Origin of the sequence: Paraflavitalea soli (genome assembly GCF_003555545.1) — a bacterium.
In the GTDB taxonomy this organism is placed as follows: domain Bacteria; phylum Bacteroidota; class Bacteroidia; order Chitinophagales; family Chitinophagaceae; genus Paraflavitalea; species Paraflavitalea soli.
In genome coordinates, this window is the sequence record NZ_CP032157.1 from 4642979 (window position 1) to 4663069 (window position 20091).

Annotated in this window: 14 protein-coding genes; 5 read left to right on the plus strand and 9 right to left on the minus strand. The window is 47.8% G+C overall.

Annotation, left to right across the window (positions count from 1 at the left end; translation table 11 throughout):
* Positions 1–16: 16 nt before the first annotated feature.
* Entirely contained in the window at positions 17–1960 is a 1944-nt protein-coding gene (locus D3H65_RS17285; RefSeq protein ID WP_211345510.1) for a gamma-glutamyltransferase family protein, read from the plus strand.
* Between the two features lie 182 nt (positions 1961–2142).
* Here the strand turns inward: D3H65_RS17285 and D3H65_RS17290 are convergent, their stop codons facing one another.
* Positions 2143–3075 carry a D-2-hydroxyacid dehydrogenase gene (locus tag D3H65_RS17290; RefSeq protein WP_119051503.1) on the minus strand — a complete coding sequence of 311 codons (933 nt, stop codon included), beginning with the start codon at positions 3073–3075 and terminating at the stop codon, positions 2143–2145.
* Positions 3076–3238: 163 nt separating this feature from the next.
* Between D3H65_RS17290 and D3H65_RS17295 the strand changes: the two genes are divergently transcribed.
* The gene (locus D3H65_RS17295; protein ID WP_162915692.1) at positions 3239–4288 is read left to right on the plus strand and encodes a hypothetical protein; all 1050 of its coding nucleotides are present in this window, start codon (positions 3239–3241) and stop codon (positions 4286–4288) included.
* A 10-nt stretch (positions 4289–4298) separates the two neighbouring features.
* Here D3H65_RS17295 and D3H65_RS17300 read toward each other — a convergent pair whose 3' ends face one another.
* The 3 genes from D3H65_RS17300 to D3H65_RS17310 form a co-directional block, all read right to left on the minus strand.
* Positions 4299–6746, minus strand: coding sequence for an outer membrane beta-barrel protein (locus tag D3H65_RS17300; RefSeq protein WP_119051505.1), 2448 nt, complete (start codon positions 6744–6746; stop codon positions 4299–4301).
* 217 nt (positions 6747–6963) lie between these two features.
* The gene (locus D3H65_RS17305) at positions 6964–8916 is read right to left on the minus strand and encodes a M56 family metallopeptidase (protein ID WP_119051506.1); all 1953 of its coding nucleotides are present in this window, start codon (positions 8914–8916) and stop codon (positions 6964–6966) included.
* A 19-nt stretch (positions 8917–8935) separates the two neighbouring features.
* A complete protein-coding gene (locus tag D3H65_RS17310) occupies positions 8936–9340 on the minus strand; it encodes a BlaI/MecI/CopY family transcriptional regulator (RefSeq protein WP_119051507.1) in 405 nt (134 codons plus the stop codon).
* A gap of 131 nt (positions 9341–9471) precedes the next feature.
* Here D3H65_RS17310 and D3H65_RS17315 point away from each other — a divergent pair, with 131 nt between their 5' ends.
* A complete protein-coding gene (locus D3H65_RS17315) occupies positions 9472–9969 on the plus strand; it encodes a DinB family protein (RefSeq protein ID WP_119051508.1) in 498 nt (165 codons plus the stop codon).
* A gap of 211 nt (positions 9970–10180) precedes the next feature.
* Positions 10181–12826, plus strand: a complete 2646-nt coding sequence (locus D3H65_RS17320; protein ID WP_119051509.1) for an IPT/TIG domain-containing protein — start codon at positions 10181–10183, stop codon at positions 12824–12826.
* Between the two features lie 94 nt (positions 12827–12920).
* On the opposite strand, the gene D3H65_RS17325 is transcribed toward D3H65_RS17320, so the two are convergent.
* On the minus strand, positions 12921–13343 hold the full coding sequence (locus D3H65_RS17325; protein WP_119051510.1) for a small multi-drug export protein: 423 nt from the start codon (positions 13341–13343) through the stop codon (positions 12921–12923).
* A gap of 518 nt (positions 13344–13861) precedes the next feature.
* Between D3H65_RS17325 and D3H65_RS17330 the strand changes: the two genes are divergently transcribed.
* Entirely contained in the window at positions 13862–15238 is a 1377-nt protein-coding gene (locus D3H65_RS17330) for a sigma-54-dependent transcriptional regulator (RefSeq protein WP_119051511.1), read from the plus strand.
* Positions 15239–15301: 63 nt separating this feature from the next.
* Here D3H65_RS17330 and D3H65_RS17335 read toward each other — a convergent pair whose 3' ends face one another.
* Genes D3H65_RS17335 through D3H65_RS17350 form a run of 4 tightly spaced genes read right to left on the minus strand, consistent with a single transcriptional unit; the run spans position 15302 to position 20067 of the window.
* Complete coding sequence (locus D3H65_RS17335; RefSeq protein ID WP_211345511.1) at positions 15302–16132, minus strand: amidohydrolase family protein; 831 nt, start codon at positions 16130–16132, stop codon at positions 15302–15304.
* 30 nt (positions 16133–16162) lie between these two features.
* Entirely contained in the window at positions 16163–17068 is a 906-nt protein-coding gene (locus D3H65_RS17340) for a hypothetical protein (RefSeq protein ID WP_162915693.1), read from the minus strand.
* Positions 16992–18143: an aminotransferase class I/II-fold pyridoxal phosphate-dependent enzyme gene (locus D3H65_RS17345; protein WP_162915694.1), complete on the minus strand. Its 1152-nt coding sequence runs from the start codon at positions 18141–18143 to the stop codon at positions 16992–16994. Before D3H65_RS17345 ends, D3H65_RS17340 begins: the two co-directional genes overlap by 77 nt.
* 4 nt (positions 18144–18147) lie before the next feature.
* On the minus strand, positions 18148–20067 hold the full coding sequence (locus D3H65_RS17350) for a hypothetical protein (protein ID WP_119051514.1): 1920 nt from the start codon (positions 20065–20067) through the stop codon (positions 18148–18150).
* Between the last annotated feature and the right edge of the window lie 24 nt (positions 20068–20091).

Sequence of the window (20091 nt, forward strand, 5' to 3'; positions counted from 1 at the left end):
AACCAAACTTATTCGCATGAGACACCTGTGCCTTTCCTTTTTCTTTGGTGCTATTTATTGCTTTTCATTTGCCCAGGAAACCCAAAAACCTCCCTTGCATGGTAAACACTGGATGGCTATCACAGGCAAACCGCTGGCTGCCACAGCCGGCAGCATGATCTTCCAACGGGGTGGTAATGCAGTTGACGCAGCCTGCGCTATGCTGGCTGCCACCTGTACCATGTGGGATGTATTAAGCTGGGGTGGCGAAACACAGGCACTGATCTATAATCCCAAAACAAAGAAAGTGATTGCCCTGAATGCCATGGGCGTAGCCCCCACCGGCGCTACCGCTGCATTCTTCAAAAGCAAAGGCTACAACTTTCCTCCTGAATATGGTCCGTTGGCCGCTACTACGCCTGGTACACCGGGCGGCATTTGTTACATGCTGGCGGCTTATGGCACCATGAGCCTGAAAGAGGTGTTGGCGCCGGCCATGCAGTTGGCAGCCGGCTATCCGATTGAAGCACAAACAGCGAATAGTATTGAAAGAGGTAAAGCACGCATCAAAGAATGGCCTTATAGTAAAGCCGTTTTTCTAACGCATGCTGGCGAAAACAGGGAGGCGCCGGAAGCCGGAGAAATATTTGTACAAAAGGACCTGCTGGCGACTTTACAAAAAATGGTGGATGCGGAGCAGGCCGCTCTGAAACAAAAGAAAAGCAGGCAGGAAGCCATCATGGCGGCTTATGACCGTTTCTACAAAGGAGATATCGCCAAAGAATTTGTAAGGGGCAGCCAGGAACAGGGAGGATTGATCACCCTGGAAGATCTGGCGCGGTGGAAACCGCTGTGGGAAGAGCCATTGCAAACAAGTTATAAAGGCATCGACGTATACAAGCTGCAGCAATGGACACAAGGGCCGATGTTGTTGCAAAGCCTGAACATACTGGAGAATTTTGATCTGAAGAGCATGGGATACAACAGTACCCAATACATCCATACCTTGTATCAGGCGATGAACCTGGCTTTTGCCGACCGGGATTTTTATTACGGCGATCCGTACAAAGCACCGGAAGAACCCATCAAAGGACTACTCAGCAAAGCCTATGCAAAAGAGCGCGCTAAGCTGATCAACCCCACTGCCAATAATGATAAAGCTGGCCCGGGAGATCCCTATCCCTTCGAAGGAAAAACAAATCCCTATATCGAATTGCTGAAACAAAGGGGCTTTCCCATCGATACCAATAGCAGCCGCAACTTTTTGCCGGCACATGATACAAGAACAGGCATGCCAACACCTGGTAGTGTACCTGCTAGTGATGTAGCAGCAGCCACTCCTCCACAGGAGGCTGTTGATGCAGACTACCTGGACCGCCTGTGGCGGGGCACTACTTCCGTAGAGGCTGCCGATGAACAGGGCTGGGTAGTGTCTATTACGCCCAGCGGAGGCTGGCTGCCAGCCTGTATTGCCGGAAAAACGGGTGTAGGCATGAGCCAGCGTATGCAAAGTTTTGTACTGGACGCCGACCTGAATCCTTTCAACGTAGTGCAACCGGGACAAAGACCCAGGGTCACACTCACTCCTTCCATAGCGCTGAAAGATGGTAAACCTTTTTTATCATTTGCTGTACAGGGAGGAGATACACAGGATCAAAACCTGCTGCAGTGTTTCCTCAATGTGGTAGAGTTTGGTATGACTGCCCAACAGGCATCGGAAGCAGCCAATATCAACAGCAATCAACTCTGGTTATCCCTGGGCGGTACCAAAACAGCAGACCGGCAACCTAAGCCGGGCCACCTGCTGCTCCATGACTCCACGCCGGCAGCAACACGCGAAGCACTCCGCAAAATGGGCTATACGCTCACCTTCGATGACCGTACCAGCGGCCCTATCAACCTGATCTTCTTCGATTGGAAGCATAGCAGTTTCTGGGGAGGAAGCAGTAATCATGGAGAGGATTATGGAATAGGATGGTAAATGACCAAAATAGTCTGTCTAAGAAGACTTAAGTGAAGATTTTTTTCGCGCTATATTCGAATTACAACCAACTCTAACCCGCCATGTTGAACAAACTATACTGCTTACCCCTGGGCCTATATTGATACCAGCAGCAATAAGGAGTGGCAGGCTACGTTAAAGTTTTAATAGGCTATTCCAACTCAATAACCCCTTGACAACTCAATAGGATCAATCAATGACTGTTGGTTCAGAAAGCGTTGGAGATTATTAATAAATTGTTGGGCTATACCTATAAGCTCATCGGATTTTCCGCCGCCCGTGTGTTGGGTAAGTATCACATGCTCCATCTGCCACAAAGGGCTATCGGCAGGTAGCGGCTCTTCCTCCGTCACATCCAGCACCGCACCCGCTAGTTTGCCGGCACGCAAGGCGGCGATGAGCGCTTGTTCATCCGTCGTTTCCCCCCTACCCACACTGGCATATACAGCCTGCGGCGGCAGCGCTTCCAGCATATCGGCTGTTACAAATTGATCCGCACTGCCAGGCAGGGTATTGATCACCAGGGTGGTTTGCGGAAGGGCTTTCATCAACTCTTCCCTTGAATGTATTTCAGCCGAAGGATTGGTACGGGCCATCATCATCACCGGGCAGCCAAAGCCCAGCAACATTTCCTTTACACGCTTACCAATGGCGCCGGCTCCCAATACAATCGCCTGCTGATCGCCCAACAGCCGTAGCGAGGTCCTGAGTTTTTCGCCCTGCCAGTCCTTCTTTAACTGCAGCCTGGTAAGCTCGTGTATACCCCGATAAAAAGCCAGCACACCGCCCACGATGGTCTCGGCACAGGGGCGGGCAAAGAAGTCGCCCATATTGGCCGTAGGCACCGGAGCCGACATGCCTTCATATTCACTAAAACCAGCAGAAGAGAGCTGCCAGAATTTAAGCTGTTGAGGTAAGTTACTAAACCAGTCGCGGGGCGGATTGCCCAGTATAAAATCTGCCTGCCTGAACGCCTGCTGATATTCATCCGGCTTGAGTGCCGTACGAAATACAGGTTGTATACCTTCCGGAAGATGGGCTGCCAGGTATCGGTTTGCATTGTCATTCAATTGCCTGTATACAAAAGCTATCATAGTTGCATCTGTTTTATTGGCCCCTCAGTTACACCAATTAATATGCCAGCACCGAATATACAACCTGTGCGCCAACAGGCAGCATCTAAATAAACCTGTTTCTTTTGGTAAAAGTTGGTTTTGCTGCATCTTAAAGAGAACCCTTTCACCTTCAACTTAGGCCATGAGAGTCATCACATTATTGTTTATTCTATTGACCCTGTATGGTTGTCATCGCAGTACCCCGTATCCATACGCCCTGACGCACTTTTCCGAAAAGACACAACCATACCTGCTTCGCATTGTCAATACAGGTTTTATTGGAGAAAAGAACTACGAATGCATCGGGATATTAGACAGTCTTTTGACCGATACCCAGGTATTAGACCTCACACGTTGTGAAATTCCCCTACTCCGTTCTGTGGCATTGAACATCGTTACAAACCGTACCTCCATTGATCACTATGAGGTGCTCATGGATCACCTGAATGATACTGCCCGTGTAAACTGGTTTTTCCAGTGCGCCAGTTTTGAATGGACCTATGTAAGCGATTATATGCTTATCAACTACGAATGGAAATCGAAAGATAGCAGGGACAAAACACTACGCAAAGTATTAAAAGATCACAATTACCTTGAGCAGGCGTATTTAAAACTCGGTGAAGTTAAACAGGACACCACCTACTACAACATTATTAAGACCATGGCCCAAAGGGATATCCGGATGCGGGCAAAATCCCATGCCCTATATGCGCTGGCCGCTTATAAAAATCCTGCAGACACAGCTTTTTTGCTGGACGTACTAACAAGCGAAAGCTATTACCTGGATGAAGCTTGGTTTACATTGGTGAAAGATTATCCCATAGCCTCCTATCAACCAATCCTTGCACATTACCTCAGGACATTCTACAGGCGTATCTGCGACAAAGATTTGGCCCTTTATGACAATTCGGTAGAAATGTATTTCAATGCCATTGCAGGCTATAAAAACAAAGAAAGTGCTGCCTTGCTGACCAAAATATTCTTTCGAAGCCCCATAGTTCCCTGTACCGAGGATACAGCTACCTATCGATCTTACCTCTACCGGGCAATTGTAAAAAATGATTGTCCCCTTTATTCGAAAATGACAAAAATTGCGCGCCCTTACCTGGAGGAACGGGAGAAACTGTACACCGGATTATCAGTTGACTCCATTTCAGTACAGGCCGACGGACCTGTTGTCTTCCGATGGTAATGATGCGTTCTTATATCCTTTGCGTTTCTGATTCTGCACTGCCATTGCTCCGTTTGCGCGTCTCAAAGGTTTTGCCGAAGTTCCAGGTAAAGTTAATACCTACCACGCGTGTATCACCCTGGTTGCGGTAATTGCCCTTGGCATTATGCAGGTTATTGATCTTACCATAATTGAGGCGGGTAAAGAAAATATCCTGTATGCTCAGTTTCACCGACCCTTTACCTTTGAGGACCTTCTTCTGTATCGCTCCGCTCAGCGTCCAGAAATCGCCCAATACAAATTGGGTAGTGATGAAATCGCTCCGGAACAGCCCCAGCAGTTCCGCAGTCCATCCCTTGCCCAGACGAAACTGGCTGTTGAAATTGGTAATGAAATTAATGCCGCTCGTATCGAGTTTATTATTGTACAGATCGGCCTTGAAACTGACATGCTGGGCCAGGCCAAACCAATTGATCGTAACCCAGGGTGCCGGTTCAATTGAAGCATTTACAGAAAGAGACAGGTACTGGCTTTTGCCCACATTGGCCGGGCGGCTGTAATACTGATGCCCCTGCAATTCAATCGTCTCATTAATGTCGCCATCATAATACTCATAACCCAGTTTGGTAGTGATCTTGTTATCGTAAATATGCGAAACCTCTATTTCATGGGCAATGGTGGGTTGCAGGAAAGGATTGCCTACATAGAAAGTGAATTTATCAAGCGGTGATATAAAGGGATTGAGGTTGCCGAAATTAGGCCGCTGGATACGTTTGCCATAGGAAAATACCAACTGATGTTTAGCTGCAGAATCCAGTTTATAGGAAAGATAAAAAGTAGGGAACAGGTTCACATAGTCCCTTTTGAAAGCCGAGTCCGGCTTCATCACATTACCCAATTGATGCCCACGCATAATCGTATTCTCTCCACGCAGGCCTGCCTGCACAGAAATACGGCCCCATTCCTTACTAAAATTTAAATAGGCAGCATTAATGTTTTCGCGGTAAGTAAAATGATTCGTTTTATCATAATCCGGCCTGGTAGTACCTCCCACTGTAACATCATAGACAGCAATATTATTGGTTTCAATCAGACTTCCTTTTACACCAGCTTCTGCTTTGATACCGTTGGATAAAGGATGGGAATAATCGGCCTTAAAAGAGTAGATATTGATATAAGAAGGGAGCTTGCCTGTCAGATCATCTTTTCCTTTTACGGTATTATCTGCCCGGTAACTGGCATTTCTATAAAATTGGTCTGCATTCGATTCATTGTAAATATAATCCAGGTCAACACCCAGCTCCCGGCCCGTTTGCTTGTATTTATGCCGAAAGTTGAGCCCCGCACTTCCCCGGCCGAAAGTGCGTTTGTCCATATTATCGGCTGTAATGAGGGAGTCAAGTTCATTCCTGCCATCGTACAGGTAACTGTTATTATCTATCGCGCTCTCCCCTTTCCGGGTAGTACCATTCACCATCAATCCGATCGAATTGGCCTTATCCATCGAATAATCAACCCCCAGCCTTAGTGACCCTGAGCGGTCCTGCCTTTTTATCCAGGTGTTTTGTGAGAACAAAGAATGCGGACTGCCGTCATCGTTTACATACCGGCGCTGGATCAGCAGATCACTGAAATTCTCACTGTAATTGTAGCCAACATTGGCAAAGTAATTAAAAGCGTTGTTGCGGAAGTTGAGATTGAGGCTATTATTGCTTTTCGGATAAGCACCTTGCATATATCCCGGCGCAATATTGCCATTGAACCCTTTCTGCTTCAGCTTTTTCGTCTTAATGTTAATAACCCCCGCATTTCCGGCAGCATCGTATTTAGCAGGAGGATTCGTCATGATCTCAATGGATTCCAGCGTACCGGAAGGCAATGAGCGCAGGTAGGAAGCCAGGTCTGCCCCGGATAAGTAGGTAGGCTTGTCATCGATAAAGATCACTACACCCGATTTACCATTCATACTTACATTACCATCCTGGTCAACCAATATACCCGGTGATTTGTCCAACACTTCCAGGGCGTTGGTGCCTGCATTGGAGATGAGCGCATCCACATTAACAACCGTCCGATCTATTTTTCGTTCTACAAATGGTTTACGGGCTGTAACGGTAACAGCATTGAGCTGGCCTGCATCGGCCACAGACAATTCAATGAGCGGCAGGTTCCTGACCTCACCTTCCGCTGCAACATTGATCGCTTCGCCGGAATAAGGCGCAAAGCCAACGGCCGTGATGGTAATACGGTAGGAGCCGGGCTTCAGGTTGTCAAATACAAAAGAGCCATTGTCTGTGGTGACCGCTACTTTAACGAGGACTGAATCTGTGGCTTTCACGAGGTTGATGGTCGCAGCCACCACGGGCTTTTTATTTTTATCCTGTACTACGCCGTTAATGGAGGTCTTGCTTTGTGCCAGTAAACAAAAAGGTACAATTGCCATGCTGAAAACCAGCAGGAGGCCATAACATTTTTTCATGTATATGCAGTTTTATACCAGGCAGGCACGAAATGGTGCCCGTATGCTGGTAACTATAATAATATGAGGGTGGAAGAACCTGAGAAGACAACCGAGTCATCCCGCTGTTTTATTTCCCGGCGACGTTCCAGATCATACGGGTGCTATAACGAGGCAGGGATGAATCGGTTGCAAAATACTTTATCCTGGTAATTATTGATTTCCGTTGGTCACAATTCTACCTGTCAATTACGACTGTGCTGCTGGTAGTACCTCCCTGCTTCGTATATTGATAAGTATCTGAAGGATGTACTACATACTTTTCAAGGAACTGGCGCCGCAGGGATTCAGGTTGTGCCTGGTTATTCACCACAAACTCATGTTGGTTGATCCTGAACGACAGAGGGTTTGTCTGGGTAACGATACCAGCGCTCACGATATCATCAACAATATCGTCTACCACCGTTCTATCTTTTTTCTTCAGCTCCAGGCGCCCATTCAACTTTCCTGTTGTATCCAATCTGATGGGCTCCCTGTTCAACAAGCTTTTTTCCTTATCCAGTTTGAAAAGCCCTTTTTGCAGTTCAACCTGGTTATCCGCCAGCAGCTTGTTTTGAGCTGACAACCGCCTGGTTGATGCTGCATTTTCCTGCACACGCGCACCGTAAGCTTCCTCGGCCTGTCCCTGCATTCCCCGGAAAATATCCTGGATAAGATCCTTGTATTCCGGCAATTTTTCATCCGGCACTTGCACACCATCGATCATAAGACCTGTAGCCAGGTTTTTGTTGATGGTGATCTTATATTGCTTACCACCCAGATCATGCGTAATCGTCCCTGTCATCACGGAGTTGCCCTTGCGTAATGCCGGCATGGTATCACTGGCAGCAACTGCTGAGGAAGGGGTATCATAAGGTTGATAAGTTGCTGTATAAGGTTTGTAAGCTACAGGATTGGCCCGGTAGGTTTGATCATAGCTCTTGTTGCCGCTTTGGTCTTTACTTTGATCCATGGCAGGCACTTTGTCCGAAGGCTGATGTTTAACCCTACCTTTCGCCTTCGTATTTGCAGGATTGGTCCCTTCCTGCTTTTGTGTAGCCAGTTCTTGCTTTACAGGTTCCTTTTTAGGAGCGGGCTGCGCAAATACCATGGTCAATATACCTATAAGGCTGAAGCAGAGTACCAGGAAAGAGCGCTCTGCAGTATTCAATGTCTTATTGCTGTTGTCAATAATGCGCTTAACCCGGTTGAGGAGTTGATTTTTTTTGCCTGGGAAAGCCATGGCATAGGATGTAGTATTTTCCAGCTGGTATTCCTGAAAGGATACCAGTGCGTGGATGTAGCCTGTTTTACTTTGGGTAACTGCTATGGCCATGTCATCACAACAATGTTCCCGTTCTTCCCGCAACAAGGATGATAACCACAATACAGCAGGGTTGAAGAAAAAGAGTATTTCTGCAAAGCTCTGCACGAGGTTCACCACAAAATCACGCCGGCGGATATGAGCCAGTTCATGCAGCAGGATGGCTTCTACCTGTTCAGCTGGCAGATTGGCAATGAGCCCCACGGGCACCAATATGAAGGGCTTCAGCAACCCGGCTACCAGTGGCACTTTTACCAGTCCTGACTCCAGGAGACGCACAGGCACTTTTACCCCCAACATAGCAGCCAGTTCGCTCATTCTATTGGTCCAGTATTCACCGGGAGACTGAACCTTGTGCTGTTTGATGCGCTGTATATATACGAGGCCGCTCATAAGTTTAACCGCTTTGGCCATGAATATCAAGAACCAAACGGCCACCAATAAAGAAGCATGCTGATTGAAATACCCGGTAAACCGGGCGATGTACCCTTCTTCCTGGTAAATTTCTACGGTCGGATTTTGCGGCAAAGAAAGCTGGTTGCTCCCCTCCTGTTTTGCCTGTACCGCAACCAGGTTGGCCATGGTATGGCCGGAAGCAGGGAGGTTGAACTCCCGCACAAAGGTAAATGCCACTACTCCCATGAATACAAAGAAAAGTCCTGCCAGCATATTGTACCGGAATGCGGCCGTATGCTTTCGGGTAAATAATACCAGGATACCAGCCAGGGCGGCCAGGATCAGCCCCTGCCAAAGAGAATGGATCAAAGTCCAGCAGATAGCCCGGATGGTGCTGTCGGACAGCCATTGGTTCATGAATAGTAGTTGCATATAAGTACGTTTAATAAGGTTATTTCTTATCGTTCTCCATTTTGCTGAGCAGGTCCTTGATGGCCTGGAGTTCTTTTGCGGAAGTTTTTTTATTACCCAGCAATTGCATCAGGAGGCTGGAAGCGGAGCCATTGTACATGGACTCCACAAAGCGGTCGAGCAGGAATCCTTTGGTCTTTTGTTCTTCCAGTGCAGGGCTGTACACGTGCTTCATGCTGCTTTCATCGCGGTTGAGCATTTCTTTTTCTACCATGATCTGCATGAGCTTGAGGGTAGAAGTATATTGTACAACTCTTTTTTGTTCATTGAGCTGGTCATTTACAAAACGCACCGTAGAAGGGCCATGCTGCCACAGCACCTGGAGTATCTCCAACTCTGATTTGGTAGGTTCGGCCTGCTTATGGGAATGGTTCTCTGCTTTCATGAACTAAAGGTAGGAAATATTTCGTACGAATGAAGGATTACCTTATATATTTTTTAAAAATATAGTGACATGCTCCTGACATAGGGCTGTCACTACCCCTCATTTTCTTTGTGGTATTAAAACAACAAACTATGTCACTCATTCAATCATTACTGAAGGAACTGAACCAGGAAGCTGAAACAACCCGTAAAATGCTGGCCCGTGTACCGGACAACAAATACGACTGGCAGCCCCATGAAAAAAGCATGACGATACGCCGGCTGGCTACCCATATCGCTGAATTGCCTGGCTGGGTGAGCATGACGCTGAACACCAGCGAGCTGGATTTTTCGAACAACCCTTATTCAGTACCCACTATTAATAATACAAAGGACCTTATGGCCTATTATGAAGAACGCCTGCAGGATGGCCGCGGCACGCTGGAAAAAGCCACGGATAAGGACCTGGAAGGAGACTGGACTTTGCGCAATGGCGATCAGGTGTATAGTGTAAGAAGCAAAACAGATGTACTACGCATGTCCTACAACCAAACGGTTCATCACCGTGCACAACTGGGTGTGTACCTCCGCCTGCTTGATGTTCCGATCCCCGGTAGTTATGGACCCAGTGCAGACGAAATGAATTTTTGATCAAATAGCTGATCGAAGGGATACCCAACATTTAGATGGCATCCCTTCGCTCATTCTTATAATATCTCATTGACGCTTTGAGGTTTACTACAATCAGCGAGTGGATGCCAGGATATAGGTCTAAAAAAACGTACCGGAATCCAGGTAACCGGGCAAACTATAAATGAGTTTTTTACGTTTGTACCAGTATCCAGCATCTTAACCCTCATTTATGAAGAACCATTTACTCCCTGCTTTTATATTGGGCATACTTTTTTTAGGCCTCCAGCCTGATCTATCCGCTAATGAATTGTTTCCTGTACCGCTTACACAAAGGGTGAACAATTCCATCCTGATCGCCGAAGGAAAGGTGATCGCTCAAACCAGTTACCAGGAGCCTGGCAATGCCAAAGGCAATATTTACACTTCCAACCTCATACAGGTATACCGGACATTCAAAGGCCAATTACAAGGTGAGCAAATAGAGATCATTACTGAAGGAGGAACTGTGGGCAGGTTGAAACAGGTCCATTCTTCCACCTTGACCTTGTCCATTGGAGAAACGGGCGTTTTCTTTTGTATGACGCCCCGGACAGGGATATCCGGTCGAAGGGCCCTGAATGGTAATACTTATATGGTATATAGCAGCCTGCAAGGATTTATTGCCTATGATGACAAAACCAATTCGGCAGCAGATCCTTTTACCAGGTATAACAGGATCACCGAGGCCGGCCAGACCATCAGGCAGCTGACTGGTTATGAAAAACAGATCAGCACACTTCCTGCTGCCACCACCCATAAGGAAGTGGAGACCATGGGCACCCTGGCCACTCCGGTCATTACCAGCTGCTCGCCGCTCTCCATACCAGCGGGCACCGATGCTGTACTGACCATTACGGGCAGCAATTTTGGTATTGCACAGGGCACGGGATTTGTGGAGTTCAGAAGTGCCAATAGCTCCAATCCTGCAGTACTTGTACAACCCTTACCTACCGACTATGTTTCCTGGACAGATACTGAAATAAAAGTGAAGGTTCCATCAACAACCATTACTGGCCCCTCTGCCGGCACCGGAACAATAAAAGTTACCAATAGCGACCCGGCTTCAGCTACAAGCACTGATGTTGTAACCATTCCCTATGCCTATTCGAATATTCCCGACGGAACTTTGCCGGCAACAACCTCTGAGATCCCTACGCACGTTGACCTTGAAGGCACAGGCGGTTATACCTTTCAAATGGAAACCAGTTTTGCGGCGAATATACCCGCTAAAAATGCTTTTCTACGTGCCATGAAAACCTGGACCTGCAATACACGCATGAACTGGACTTTGGGGGCTAATACCACCGTTAATACGGTGGCTTCGGAAGGAGTAAACGTAGTAAGGTTTGATATAGGCAGTGAATTACCTGCCGGTGTGTTGGGCAGGTGTACCAGCTGGTACGGCGGTTGTGGTGCAGCGAGCCCCTTTGTATGGATAGTGGCAGAAATAGATATGGTATTTGATGATGCAAGACCCTGGCAGTATGGCCCCGCCGCTGCCGCTCCCGGAGAGATAGACTTTGAATCCGTAGCCGTACATGAATTGGGGCATGGCCAGCAACTCAATCATATTATCAGCCCTGGTGCAGTGATGCATTTTGCTATAGCTGCTGGTGTAACATCGCGCGTATTGGGCGCAGGAGATATCACCGGCGGTAATGTGGTAACTGCCCGTGGATTTCTGAACTTTGGTTGTGCACCAGCTATGACACCGGGCGATCCTTCTGTACTAAGTACACCGGCAGGAACAGCAGGCGGCGCACAGGTTTGCTTAAATAGTGCAGTGTCAGGAGGAGGTACTACCTACTCAGACGCCAATTGTAATATTATTGCGCGTATCGTTCCTTCGGGCGCCTTGCCAGTGTCGGGCATTATCAATGTTTGTACCAAATATGAATCAGGAGTGCCTGCTTTTAATAGTCAGGCCTATTGCGAAAGGCATTATGATATAATACCAGCTTCGGGCGCAGCCACCGCTACCGCCACCATTACTTTATATTATACACAAGCTGAGTTTACGGCATATAATGCTGCTAATGGTGTATTCCCCGATCTGCCAACAGGCCCTGCTGATGCGGCGGGAAAAGCCAACCTGCGGATCACGCAATACCATGGCACCAGTGGTACGGGACTGCCCGACACCTATTCCGGCGCCAAAGAACTAATCGATCCAGCAGATGCCAATATCGTATGGAATGCAACAGTTTCACGGTGGGAAGTAACCTTTAACGTAACTGGCTTCAGTGGCTTTTTTGTGCATACCGGGTCTTTTGCCCTGCCGTTACGGCTATTAGAATTCAGCGGCACCATTTCGGGCAACAGCAATGTGTTGCGTTGGGCCACCACCGCTGAGCAACAATCGGCTTATTTCGATATCCAACGAAGCAGTGATGGTGTTAACTTTAGTACAGTTGGACAGGTAACAGCAGCTGGCTCCCATGCTGGTACTAATAACTACCAATATATTGATAACGTAAGCAACCATGCCCAGCCCACCTATTATTACCGCCTGAAAATGGTTGATAACAATGCACAATTTACCTATAGCAGCATGGTGAAGCTTAAACGAAGCAACCAGGAGTTATTCGTGAAAGTACTGCAAAACCCTTTCCGTCAACAATTGCTGATAGATGTTACTTCTCCGAAATTGCAGGAATGCGTATTGACCTTAACAGACATGAACGGGAGGAACATTTTGCAACGCACAGTAGTACTGCAAAATGGGAATACGATCATTGATGTACCTGGTGTACAAAAAGCCGGAACTGGCGCGCATGTGTTAACAGTAGTAACAACGACTGACAAACGGGTCTTCAAAGTAATGAAACAGCCATAAGCTGATCAACGTATATACATAAAAAAAGGTGACACCTTTCGCCCGCATCGCAAGGGAAAGGTGTCACCTTTTCTTTTTATACTTGCAATAAGTATTATAATAATTTCATTCCAAAGTGGCCAATGGTGGTGAATATAGCGCACCGTGTAAGAACACCTATACAGCACCAGGTGAGTAATCTTTTCAGGGGCACTTTAAAACCCACTCCTACTGCTATACTTACAGGAGCGCCTACCGTCATGGTACCCAAAAAACCCAGTCCGACCACACCATATTTATCCCAAATGCGGTAAATGATCCCCGTCTTTGGTTTTTCTTCCTTTACGGGCTTGTTGCGGGTAAAGAAGGCACGGATCTTATCCCCCAGGAAAGCAGCTACGTATACACCTGTTAAACCACCAATTAAGCTGGCCAGGAAGATCACCAAGGGATGAAGACTGAAGGCAAATCCGGCTGGTATGGCTGCATATATTTCAAATGTAGCAAGGCCGGCAACGGTGAGTATCTTGTATACCATAGTTCTGCAAGGGGTTTGAGCACGAATGTAAGCCAATTTTCGGCAGGTAGCCGTCTATTCCTGCTCGCACTACATAAATAACCCGCTGCATTAAAAACTACCACAATGTGGTATTGCTTACAGGTCATTTAGCCATTACCTTTATACGGAGCAACCTTTAAAATAACCAACTTTTTATGCGTACAAAGAATGATGCGCGAACGTGAGCATTTCATTCCGATTATCTCCTGCCGCTTTATATCACCGTCTGGTAATGATCATCCCGGCTTATATTATTACTGATTAGGCGCCGGGCCGAACACTACCTTTTCTTTCCCTGCCGCCGTTTACCTGAAAAGTGTTTTGAAAGTATGCATCCTGGTTCACTGTTGATGAACCGGCAACAGGAGGCGCTATTGGCCCGTCCTGTTACTGGTGTCTTCATTGGCATGCCGTTGTATGCATTCTTCCGAAACCGGTTAATTATCCTGCCTCCTACCTGATGTAATGATTGTTAACGACGCAACAACGGCTTCGTCATGGAAAACCTATCGGTATGTGTGATCCATACAGGAAAAACTGATGTTCCGGAAACGGAGGCTATTCCCTGCGCCTTACAGGAGCGCGGTATTGACTGTCACCGGCAGCCTGGCCCCGATACCAAAGTAATTATTGTGTGCTGGACAACCAGGATCGCTTTTGAAGCAGTGATGGAGCAATTGCAGCAGCTGGGCAGTGCTGATTATAAAGTAATTATCCTTTCTGTTCATCACACTGTATCCGATATACTGAAATGGCAATTAGTGCAGGCCGGCGCCAGTGATGTAATAGCCTGGAAAGATAATGATGAAGCGGTGATCGGTCTCTTATTATCACGCATCAAAAGGTGGAAACTGATCAATGACCTGATCCAGTCAGACCTTGTGCAACGCACCATGATCGGGGAAAGTAAGAACTGGAAGAAGTTCCTGGGCAAAGTGATTGAAGCGGCCTGGTTCACAAACCACCATATCCTGCTGATGGGAGAATCGGGCACCGGGAAAGAAATGACAGCCGGGTTAATACATGCCCTGGACCAACGCAAGGAAAAAGGGGAACTGGTGTTGCTGGATTGCACCACCATTGTACCGGAACTATCGGGCAGTGAGTTCTATGGTCATGAGAAAGGCGCTTTTACCAACGCAATATATACCCGCGAGGGTGCTTTTGCGCTGGCCAATAAAGGCTCTTTATTTTTAGATGAATTGGGCGAACTTCCTTTAACGCTACAGGCAGGCTTATTACGGGTGATCCAGGAAGGTACCTATAAGCGGGTGGGCAGCAATACCTGGAATAAGACCCATTTCAGGCTGGTGTGTGCTACCAACAGGAATTTAAAAGAAGAAATCACGAAAGGAAATTTCCGGGAAGACCTGTATTTCAGGGTGGCATCTGCCGTGTTAACACTCCCTCCTTTACAGGAGCGACGAGAAGATATTCCCGAGCTGGCGCGTTATTTCCTGCGCCAGGAACTGAAGCTGGTAGCAGCTCCTGAAATAGATAACACAGTGATGAATTACCTGGTGAGCCGCGATTACCCGGGTAATGTACGTGAGTTGAAACAATTGATTGCAAGAATAGCCATGCGCTATACAGGAGAAGGATTCATCAGCATTGGTGATATTCCGGAAGATGAGTTGCCGGATATTCAGCAACTTAAGCAAGCCTGGAACCAGCAACACCAAAGCATGCAGCAATCCATCCGGCTGGCCATTGCCAGTGGCAAAGACCTGTTGAAGATCAAGAACGATATTGCCATGCTGGCCATGGAGATCGCACTGGAAGATTGTGGCGGCAACCTGAAGCTGGCTGCCCGCAAGCTGAATGTGGAAGTAAGAACATTACAGTATATCAGAAAGCGGAATGAGGTTAGTTGACATTATACAATTAATGAAGCCCGTAATAATCAATAATTATTAATTAATAATTATTGCCTCAGGCTACTTTACCAGCCAGGGATCACGATACTCGTAAGTAAGCGGTTCATCTGTTTTAGAGAAGACGGGTTTGGGACGACCTGCTGTTTCGTATTCTCCATTACGCGCTTTCTCTGTAAGGTGTAGAAAGTTGCCGGCCAACATGCGCTGAAGGTCGGTCTTGTTGCGCGTGAGCACGAATACTTTTTTTAATTCTACCGCAGGATGCAGCCAGGGACCATCAGAACCAAAAAGGATCTTACCCGGCCCGGCCCTTTTGAAAGCCATTTCCAATAGATCATAACGACGTATGCCAGAGGTGTCGGTAAATACATTGGGATGCCTTTCCAACAAAGGAATGAGCGCAATCTGCGCCCGCCAGTCATCCGAAAAGCTGGAAAGATGTGGAATGATAAAGTTGACCTCCGGATATTCAGTAGCCAGTAGTTCGACCATCGATACCTCTCCTACCACATCATACAATACAGGTACCGAAAAGTATCTGGCAGCCTCACATATTTCCCGGGAAATACGGGCATCATGGCGATGTACCTTAATACCACAGAACCCATATTGAGTAACAGCCTCATTGACCAATTCAAAAATGCGTCCCCGGTCGTTCACTGCATGCACAAAAGCAAACCCATAGAACCGCTGCGGTTGCTTATTGACAATAACAGATACGGCGGCATTCGCTTTAGCATAGTCAGAATGAAAGGCAGCAAAGAGATTGGTCCTTTGTATGCCGGCCTCCTCCGACCAGCGGAGGAAGTTCTTCAGTGGTGCGCTGGTATCCCAGGGCCCTGTGAGGCCATCCCCTTTTCCGGCATGGCAGTGTGCGTCTATGATCAGCATAGAAAGGAATTAGCTGTTAGCATTTAGCTATTAGCCTGGAAGGACGATTTCCCAGGTAACAACCTGTACGTTTTCAGGAGCAAGACCAGTACCCGATACCACTTTTTGCGCCAGTTGTTTGAGCTGGTCCAGGGTAGCCTGCTGACCACGCATATCAAGGATCACTTTCTGATCGAGCGGGTTACCGGCAGCATCCTGTGGCCCCTGCTGCATACGACGACCTATCTGTTGCTGCAGGTTGCGGATAAGGGCATCCTGGTTTTGAATGTTGTAGTTTTTTACCTCTATCATCGCATCTGCCGGGTTGATATCGGGAATGACGCTGTTGCGCGGCGGCACAGCTGTGCCGTCGGGCCGTTTGATCCATTTGGCTGGCTGGTTGCCCAGGAAAGTTTTTTGCCCCGGCATACCCAGTTTTTTGAAGAAGAGCTGCAGGTCTTTTTCCGACTGGTGCCAGGAAGGACGTTGCCTTTTATTGATGGTGTCGATGTACTGCTGATACCTTGCTTTTACCACATCACTTTTAGCCCTTTTCAATTTATTGGCCCAATGTTCCAATAAGGCAACGCGCTGGCGATTGCCGATGCTGATGATAGGTGACTTAGGTACTGTACCTGCTACAGAAGATAGTTTTGAAGCAGCTCCGGAAACTTTGCTGGCTGCATTGGCCAGACCCGATCCTATTTTTACGGCAGTACCCAACACAGAACCCAGGAACTGTTCTTCTTCAAACTCCTTTTGCTGCGTAGACTTACAATCGTGTACTGGCTTAAAATAGCGGTCATTTCTCCGTTGCCGCCAATTCTTATGATTGGGTGCATTCATACCATGCGCACATTGCAGGCAGGAACAACTGTCTTTATGCGCCGGCTTTCCATCCGGGGATAGTTTGAGCACTTCCTGTTCGGTAAGGATTTCCTGTAAGAGTGTTGACATGATCCGATTGTTTAAATAAAAAATGGTGTTTTTTAATAGCATCAGCCAATACCCGGATATCTCCTGGCGTATGATCGCTATGGACGATCAGGCAAAGGGCCGGCTGCTGCTCCCCGTGCGGGGTGATCAATACTGATCTGATATTACGCTTCTTCAGTTCTTCCCAAAGCCTGATGGTCTGCTGCCGGGAATGGCAGCGGATGGCTTGCACCGGGAAGATGCCACCTTGTACCAGTATACCCGCGCGCTGTAAAAGAGACCTTAACAAACTAATGTTTCGCCAGAGTGCCGACCGTCTTTCATCCCCTTCCAGCCGGTTGATGCGAAAAGCATTCATAGCAGCCTGCAGATGTGCCAGGCTCACCGGGCTTGAATTGACCCTTGTTTGGCTATGCCTGGCAAAGGACCCAATGAACTGGTGTGTACTGCTTATCACCGACATCGGCACACCCAATCCTTTGGCCAGGGAAACGATGGTGATGATGGTATCCGACTGTAAGGATTGCCATCGTAGTAATCCACCCCCACCCTGCCCATATGGCTTCCCGTTCCTTTTTCTGGTACCCAATACGCCGAAGGCCTGGGTATCATCTACAATCACTGCTCCCTTCAGTGGTTTCACCAGGGCCGCGTATTGTTGCAGCGGAGCAGCCCTGCCACAGGAGGGACACCAACCATCACTCACGATCACCGGGGTTGTTGACCTGGTGCTGTTTTTTCTGATCAGCTCCGCTACATGGTCCGCATCGAAATGCCTGAAAGGGTGAACGGGAACTTTCCTGATTAGCAGTTTCTCTATGCCATACCTGGAAACAGGATACACTTTTTCATCGATGAACAGGACAACCGGCTGGTGACACAGGTAATCGAACAGGTCCCAGTAAAGGTGCAGGGTGGAAGGCGCAGTCAATCCTTCTTCCAATCCCTGCATGCCTGCCACATAATTCCCGACCTGTAGCGCCAGGTCTGCTTCGCCCAGTGCGGCAGGCACGCCGGTAGTCAACTGTTGCCAATCATTCAATTCCTTACTGCTATGTTTCATTCCAAGGTACAGCGACGATGTAAAATCCATCATAGTATCATCTTGCTGTTTTTTGTTCCTTGAGTCTGCGTAACAAATGGGTGGAAGGTTGTTGTGCATCGATCACCGCACCATCTTCACGGGTAAGGTCTACGCCCGTCACAGCACGGTAAGCATGCATATAGTTCTGGATCTGCGGCCGCCAGAAGATAGCCCAGTTGGCAGCCTGGTCCCTGTTGAAGACTGTACTCCACGCGCCAAACCTGATCGACAGCAATATCTGTTCCCCAAATACACCCAGGTCACGGAAATGCAGTACACTCGTTTTTGTCCACCCATGTAACTGGTTCAATACGGCTGCTCTGTCCATCCAGGCTTCGGGATAAGGCACCATCTGCCGGGTGGGCAGGAACTCCCTGAATTCGGGACGTGCCAGCAGGTATTGCTGCATCAGCATTTCAATACGTGCAGTGGATGGAAGATCGCCATACTGGTTGTGGGCCCCTTCGCTCAGGATCATATGTACTTCTTTGAGTGCATTCATGATGGGGAATCCATCGGCCACTACCGTAGTATCGTCATACTGGCGATAGAACTTCATGCACAGGTTCATGAGCATGTGGAAGGCCTCGATGAATTTGCTGCGGCTATCAGCCGTACGCATATTGCTGACAGCTTTGCCCTGGAGAGTGATACCATAATGGTGATCATATTCATAGGCGCGGCGACGTACCGTGAGCCTGTGTTGTTCGTCCTGTATATATCCCCACATCAGGTTGCTCAGGGGACGTAATGGACCCACTTCCAGATTGGCCAGGGGATCTACCGCTCCTTCGCCCTTGATGTTCTGGAAACGGCGGGCAATGGTATTGACACCTTGCACCATCATACTTTCCTCGTGCCAGTAGCTCCAGATCAGCTCCAGGTAGATCGGCTGCTGAATGCGCTCTGAAATGATACCAAAGCAGGTATCGGCCACACGGCCATTACTGGAATCGATGAAATTACTGAGCGCATCTTCAAAGCTGGTGGATTTGAAATCGATATCACTCAGCTTGTTCCGGATGATAGCGAGGTAAGGAATGATCTGTAATACTTCACCGTTAGAATCAGACACGGTTTGCAGGTAGCCCGACAGGTCACCCGTGCTATTGGCCAGGTTCACCATCACAAAGGCTTCCGTAGCTATTTTGATGGAGCGGTAAGCATCCGTATCATTGAAAGGAAGTTTCCGGCGTTTCTTCAGGCGCTTCAGTTCTTTCTGGAACTGACTTTCATGATCGATCGGAATGTCCTCACCGCAAAAGATCACATTCATGAAATCATAGTAGTTCCTGAAGGAAAGCGCTTCTGTGGCATCCCGGATGGCTTCCCATAGTTTTACGTCCTTTGTATACAAAGGGTTTACCGGCTGCAACCCTACCGGGAAGTAGGTCGGATTGTTGATGCGGTCGCGATTGAGGCCCGTCTCATCAGAAATGCCCTGGTTGGCAATATTGGGCTGCATAAACTCAGCCAGGGATTGCTGTACATAGAAAGGATCAGATTCTGCCAGCAATACCTCTCTTATTTTACCAGGCTCTTTATCAAAGCCCCTGAGCTGGATCACTTTTTCGCCGGAGGCAAGATCCGCCAGGTCGAGCAGGCATTCCAGTATAACGTCATCACCCTCACCATTAGGAATGAGGATGGGGCTGGCCGCATCGAAAATATATTTCACTTTCAGTTCCTTGTCATCTGCCGGAGAATAGAAAACAAAGAAGGACGGTAAATGCTGTCCGTTGGTGGATTTGCTTACATTATCTGCCCTGAAACTAATAGTGAGGTAGATAATATCGCCCACTTTTACCAGCCTGTCTTTGGGATTATTGAGCACTTTACCCACATCGATGACCGGCGTCTCGGAGATCGCGCTGAAGTCAAAGGAGTGATTACCCGACCTGTTAAAGACCGGGTTGACAAAGTTTACAGTAGCCATGTTGAATAATTTTTATTTTCTTTA

Coding starts and splice junctions, on each gene's coding strand:
- D3H65_RS17315 (WP_119051508.1), top strand. CDS start 9,472: ATGTCACTCATTCAATCATTACTGAAGGAACTGAACCAGGAAGCTGAA.
- D3H65_RS17330 (WP_119051511.1), top strand. CDS start 13,862: ATGGAAAACCTATCGGTATGTGTGATCCATACAGGAAAAACTGATGTT.
- D3H65_RS17320 (WP_119051509.1), top strand. CDS start 10,181: ATGAAGAACCATTTACTCCCTGCTTTTATATTGGGCATACTTTTTTTA.
- D3H65_RS17285 (WP_211345510.1), top strand. CDS start 17: ATGAGACACCTGTGCCTTTCCTTTTTCTTTGGTGCTATTTATTGCTTT.
- D3H65_RS17310 (WP_119051507.1), bottom strand. CDS start 9,340: ATGAAAGCAGAGAACCATTCCCATAAGCAGGCCGAACCTACCAAATCA.
- D3H65_RS17335 (WP_211345511.1), bottom strand. CDS start 16,132: ATGCTGATCATAGACGCACACTGCCATGCCGGAAAAGGGGATGGCCTC.
- D3H65_RS17345 (WP_162915694.1), bottom strand. CDS start 18,143: ATGATGGATTTTACATCGTCGCTGTACCTTGGAATGAAACATAGCAGT.
- D3H65_RS17295 (WP_162915692.1), top strand. CDS start 3,239: ATGAGAGTCATCACATTATTGTTTATTCTATTGACCCTGTATGGTTGT.
- D3H65_RS17290 (WP_119051503.1), bottom strand. CDS start 3,075: ATGATAGCTTTTGTATACAGGCAATTGAATGACAATGCAAACCGATAC.
- D3H65_RS17300 (WP_119051505.1), bottom strand. CDS start 6,746: ATGAAAAAATGTTATGGCCTCCTGCTGGTTTTCAGCATGGCAATTGTA.
- D3H65_RS17325 (WP_119051510.1), bottom strand. CDS start 13,343: ATGGTATACAAGATACTCACCGTTGCCGGCCTTGCTACATTTGAAATA.
- D3H65_RS17305 (WP_119051506.1), bottom strand. CDS start 8,916: ATGCAACTACTATTCATGAACCAATGGCTGTCCGACAGCACCATCCGG.
- D3H65_RS17340 (WP_162915693.1), bottom strand. CDS start 17,068: ATGTCAACACTCTTACAGGAAATCCTTACCGAACAGGAAGTGCTCAAA.
- D3H65_RS17350 (WP_119051514.1), bottom strand. CDS start 20,067: ATGGCTACTGTAAACTTTGTCAACCCGGTCTTTAACAGGTCGGGTAAT.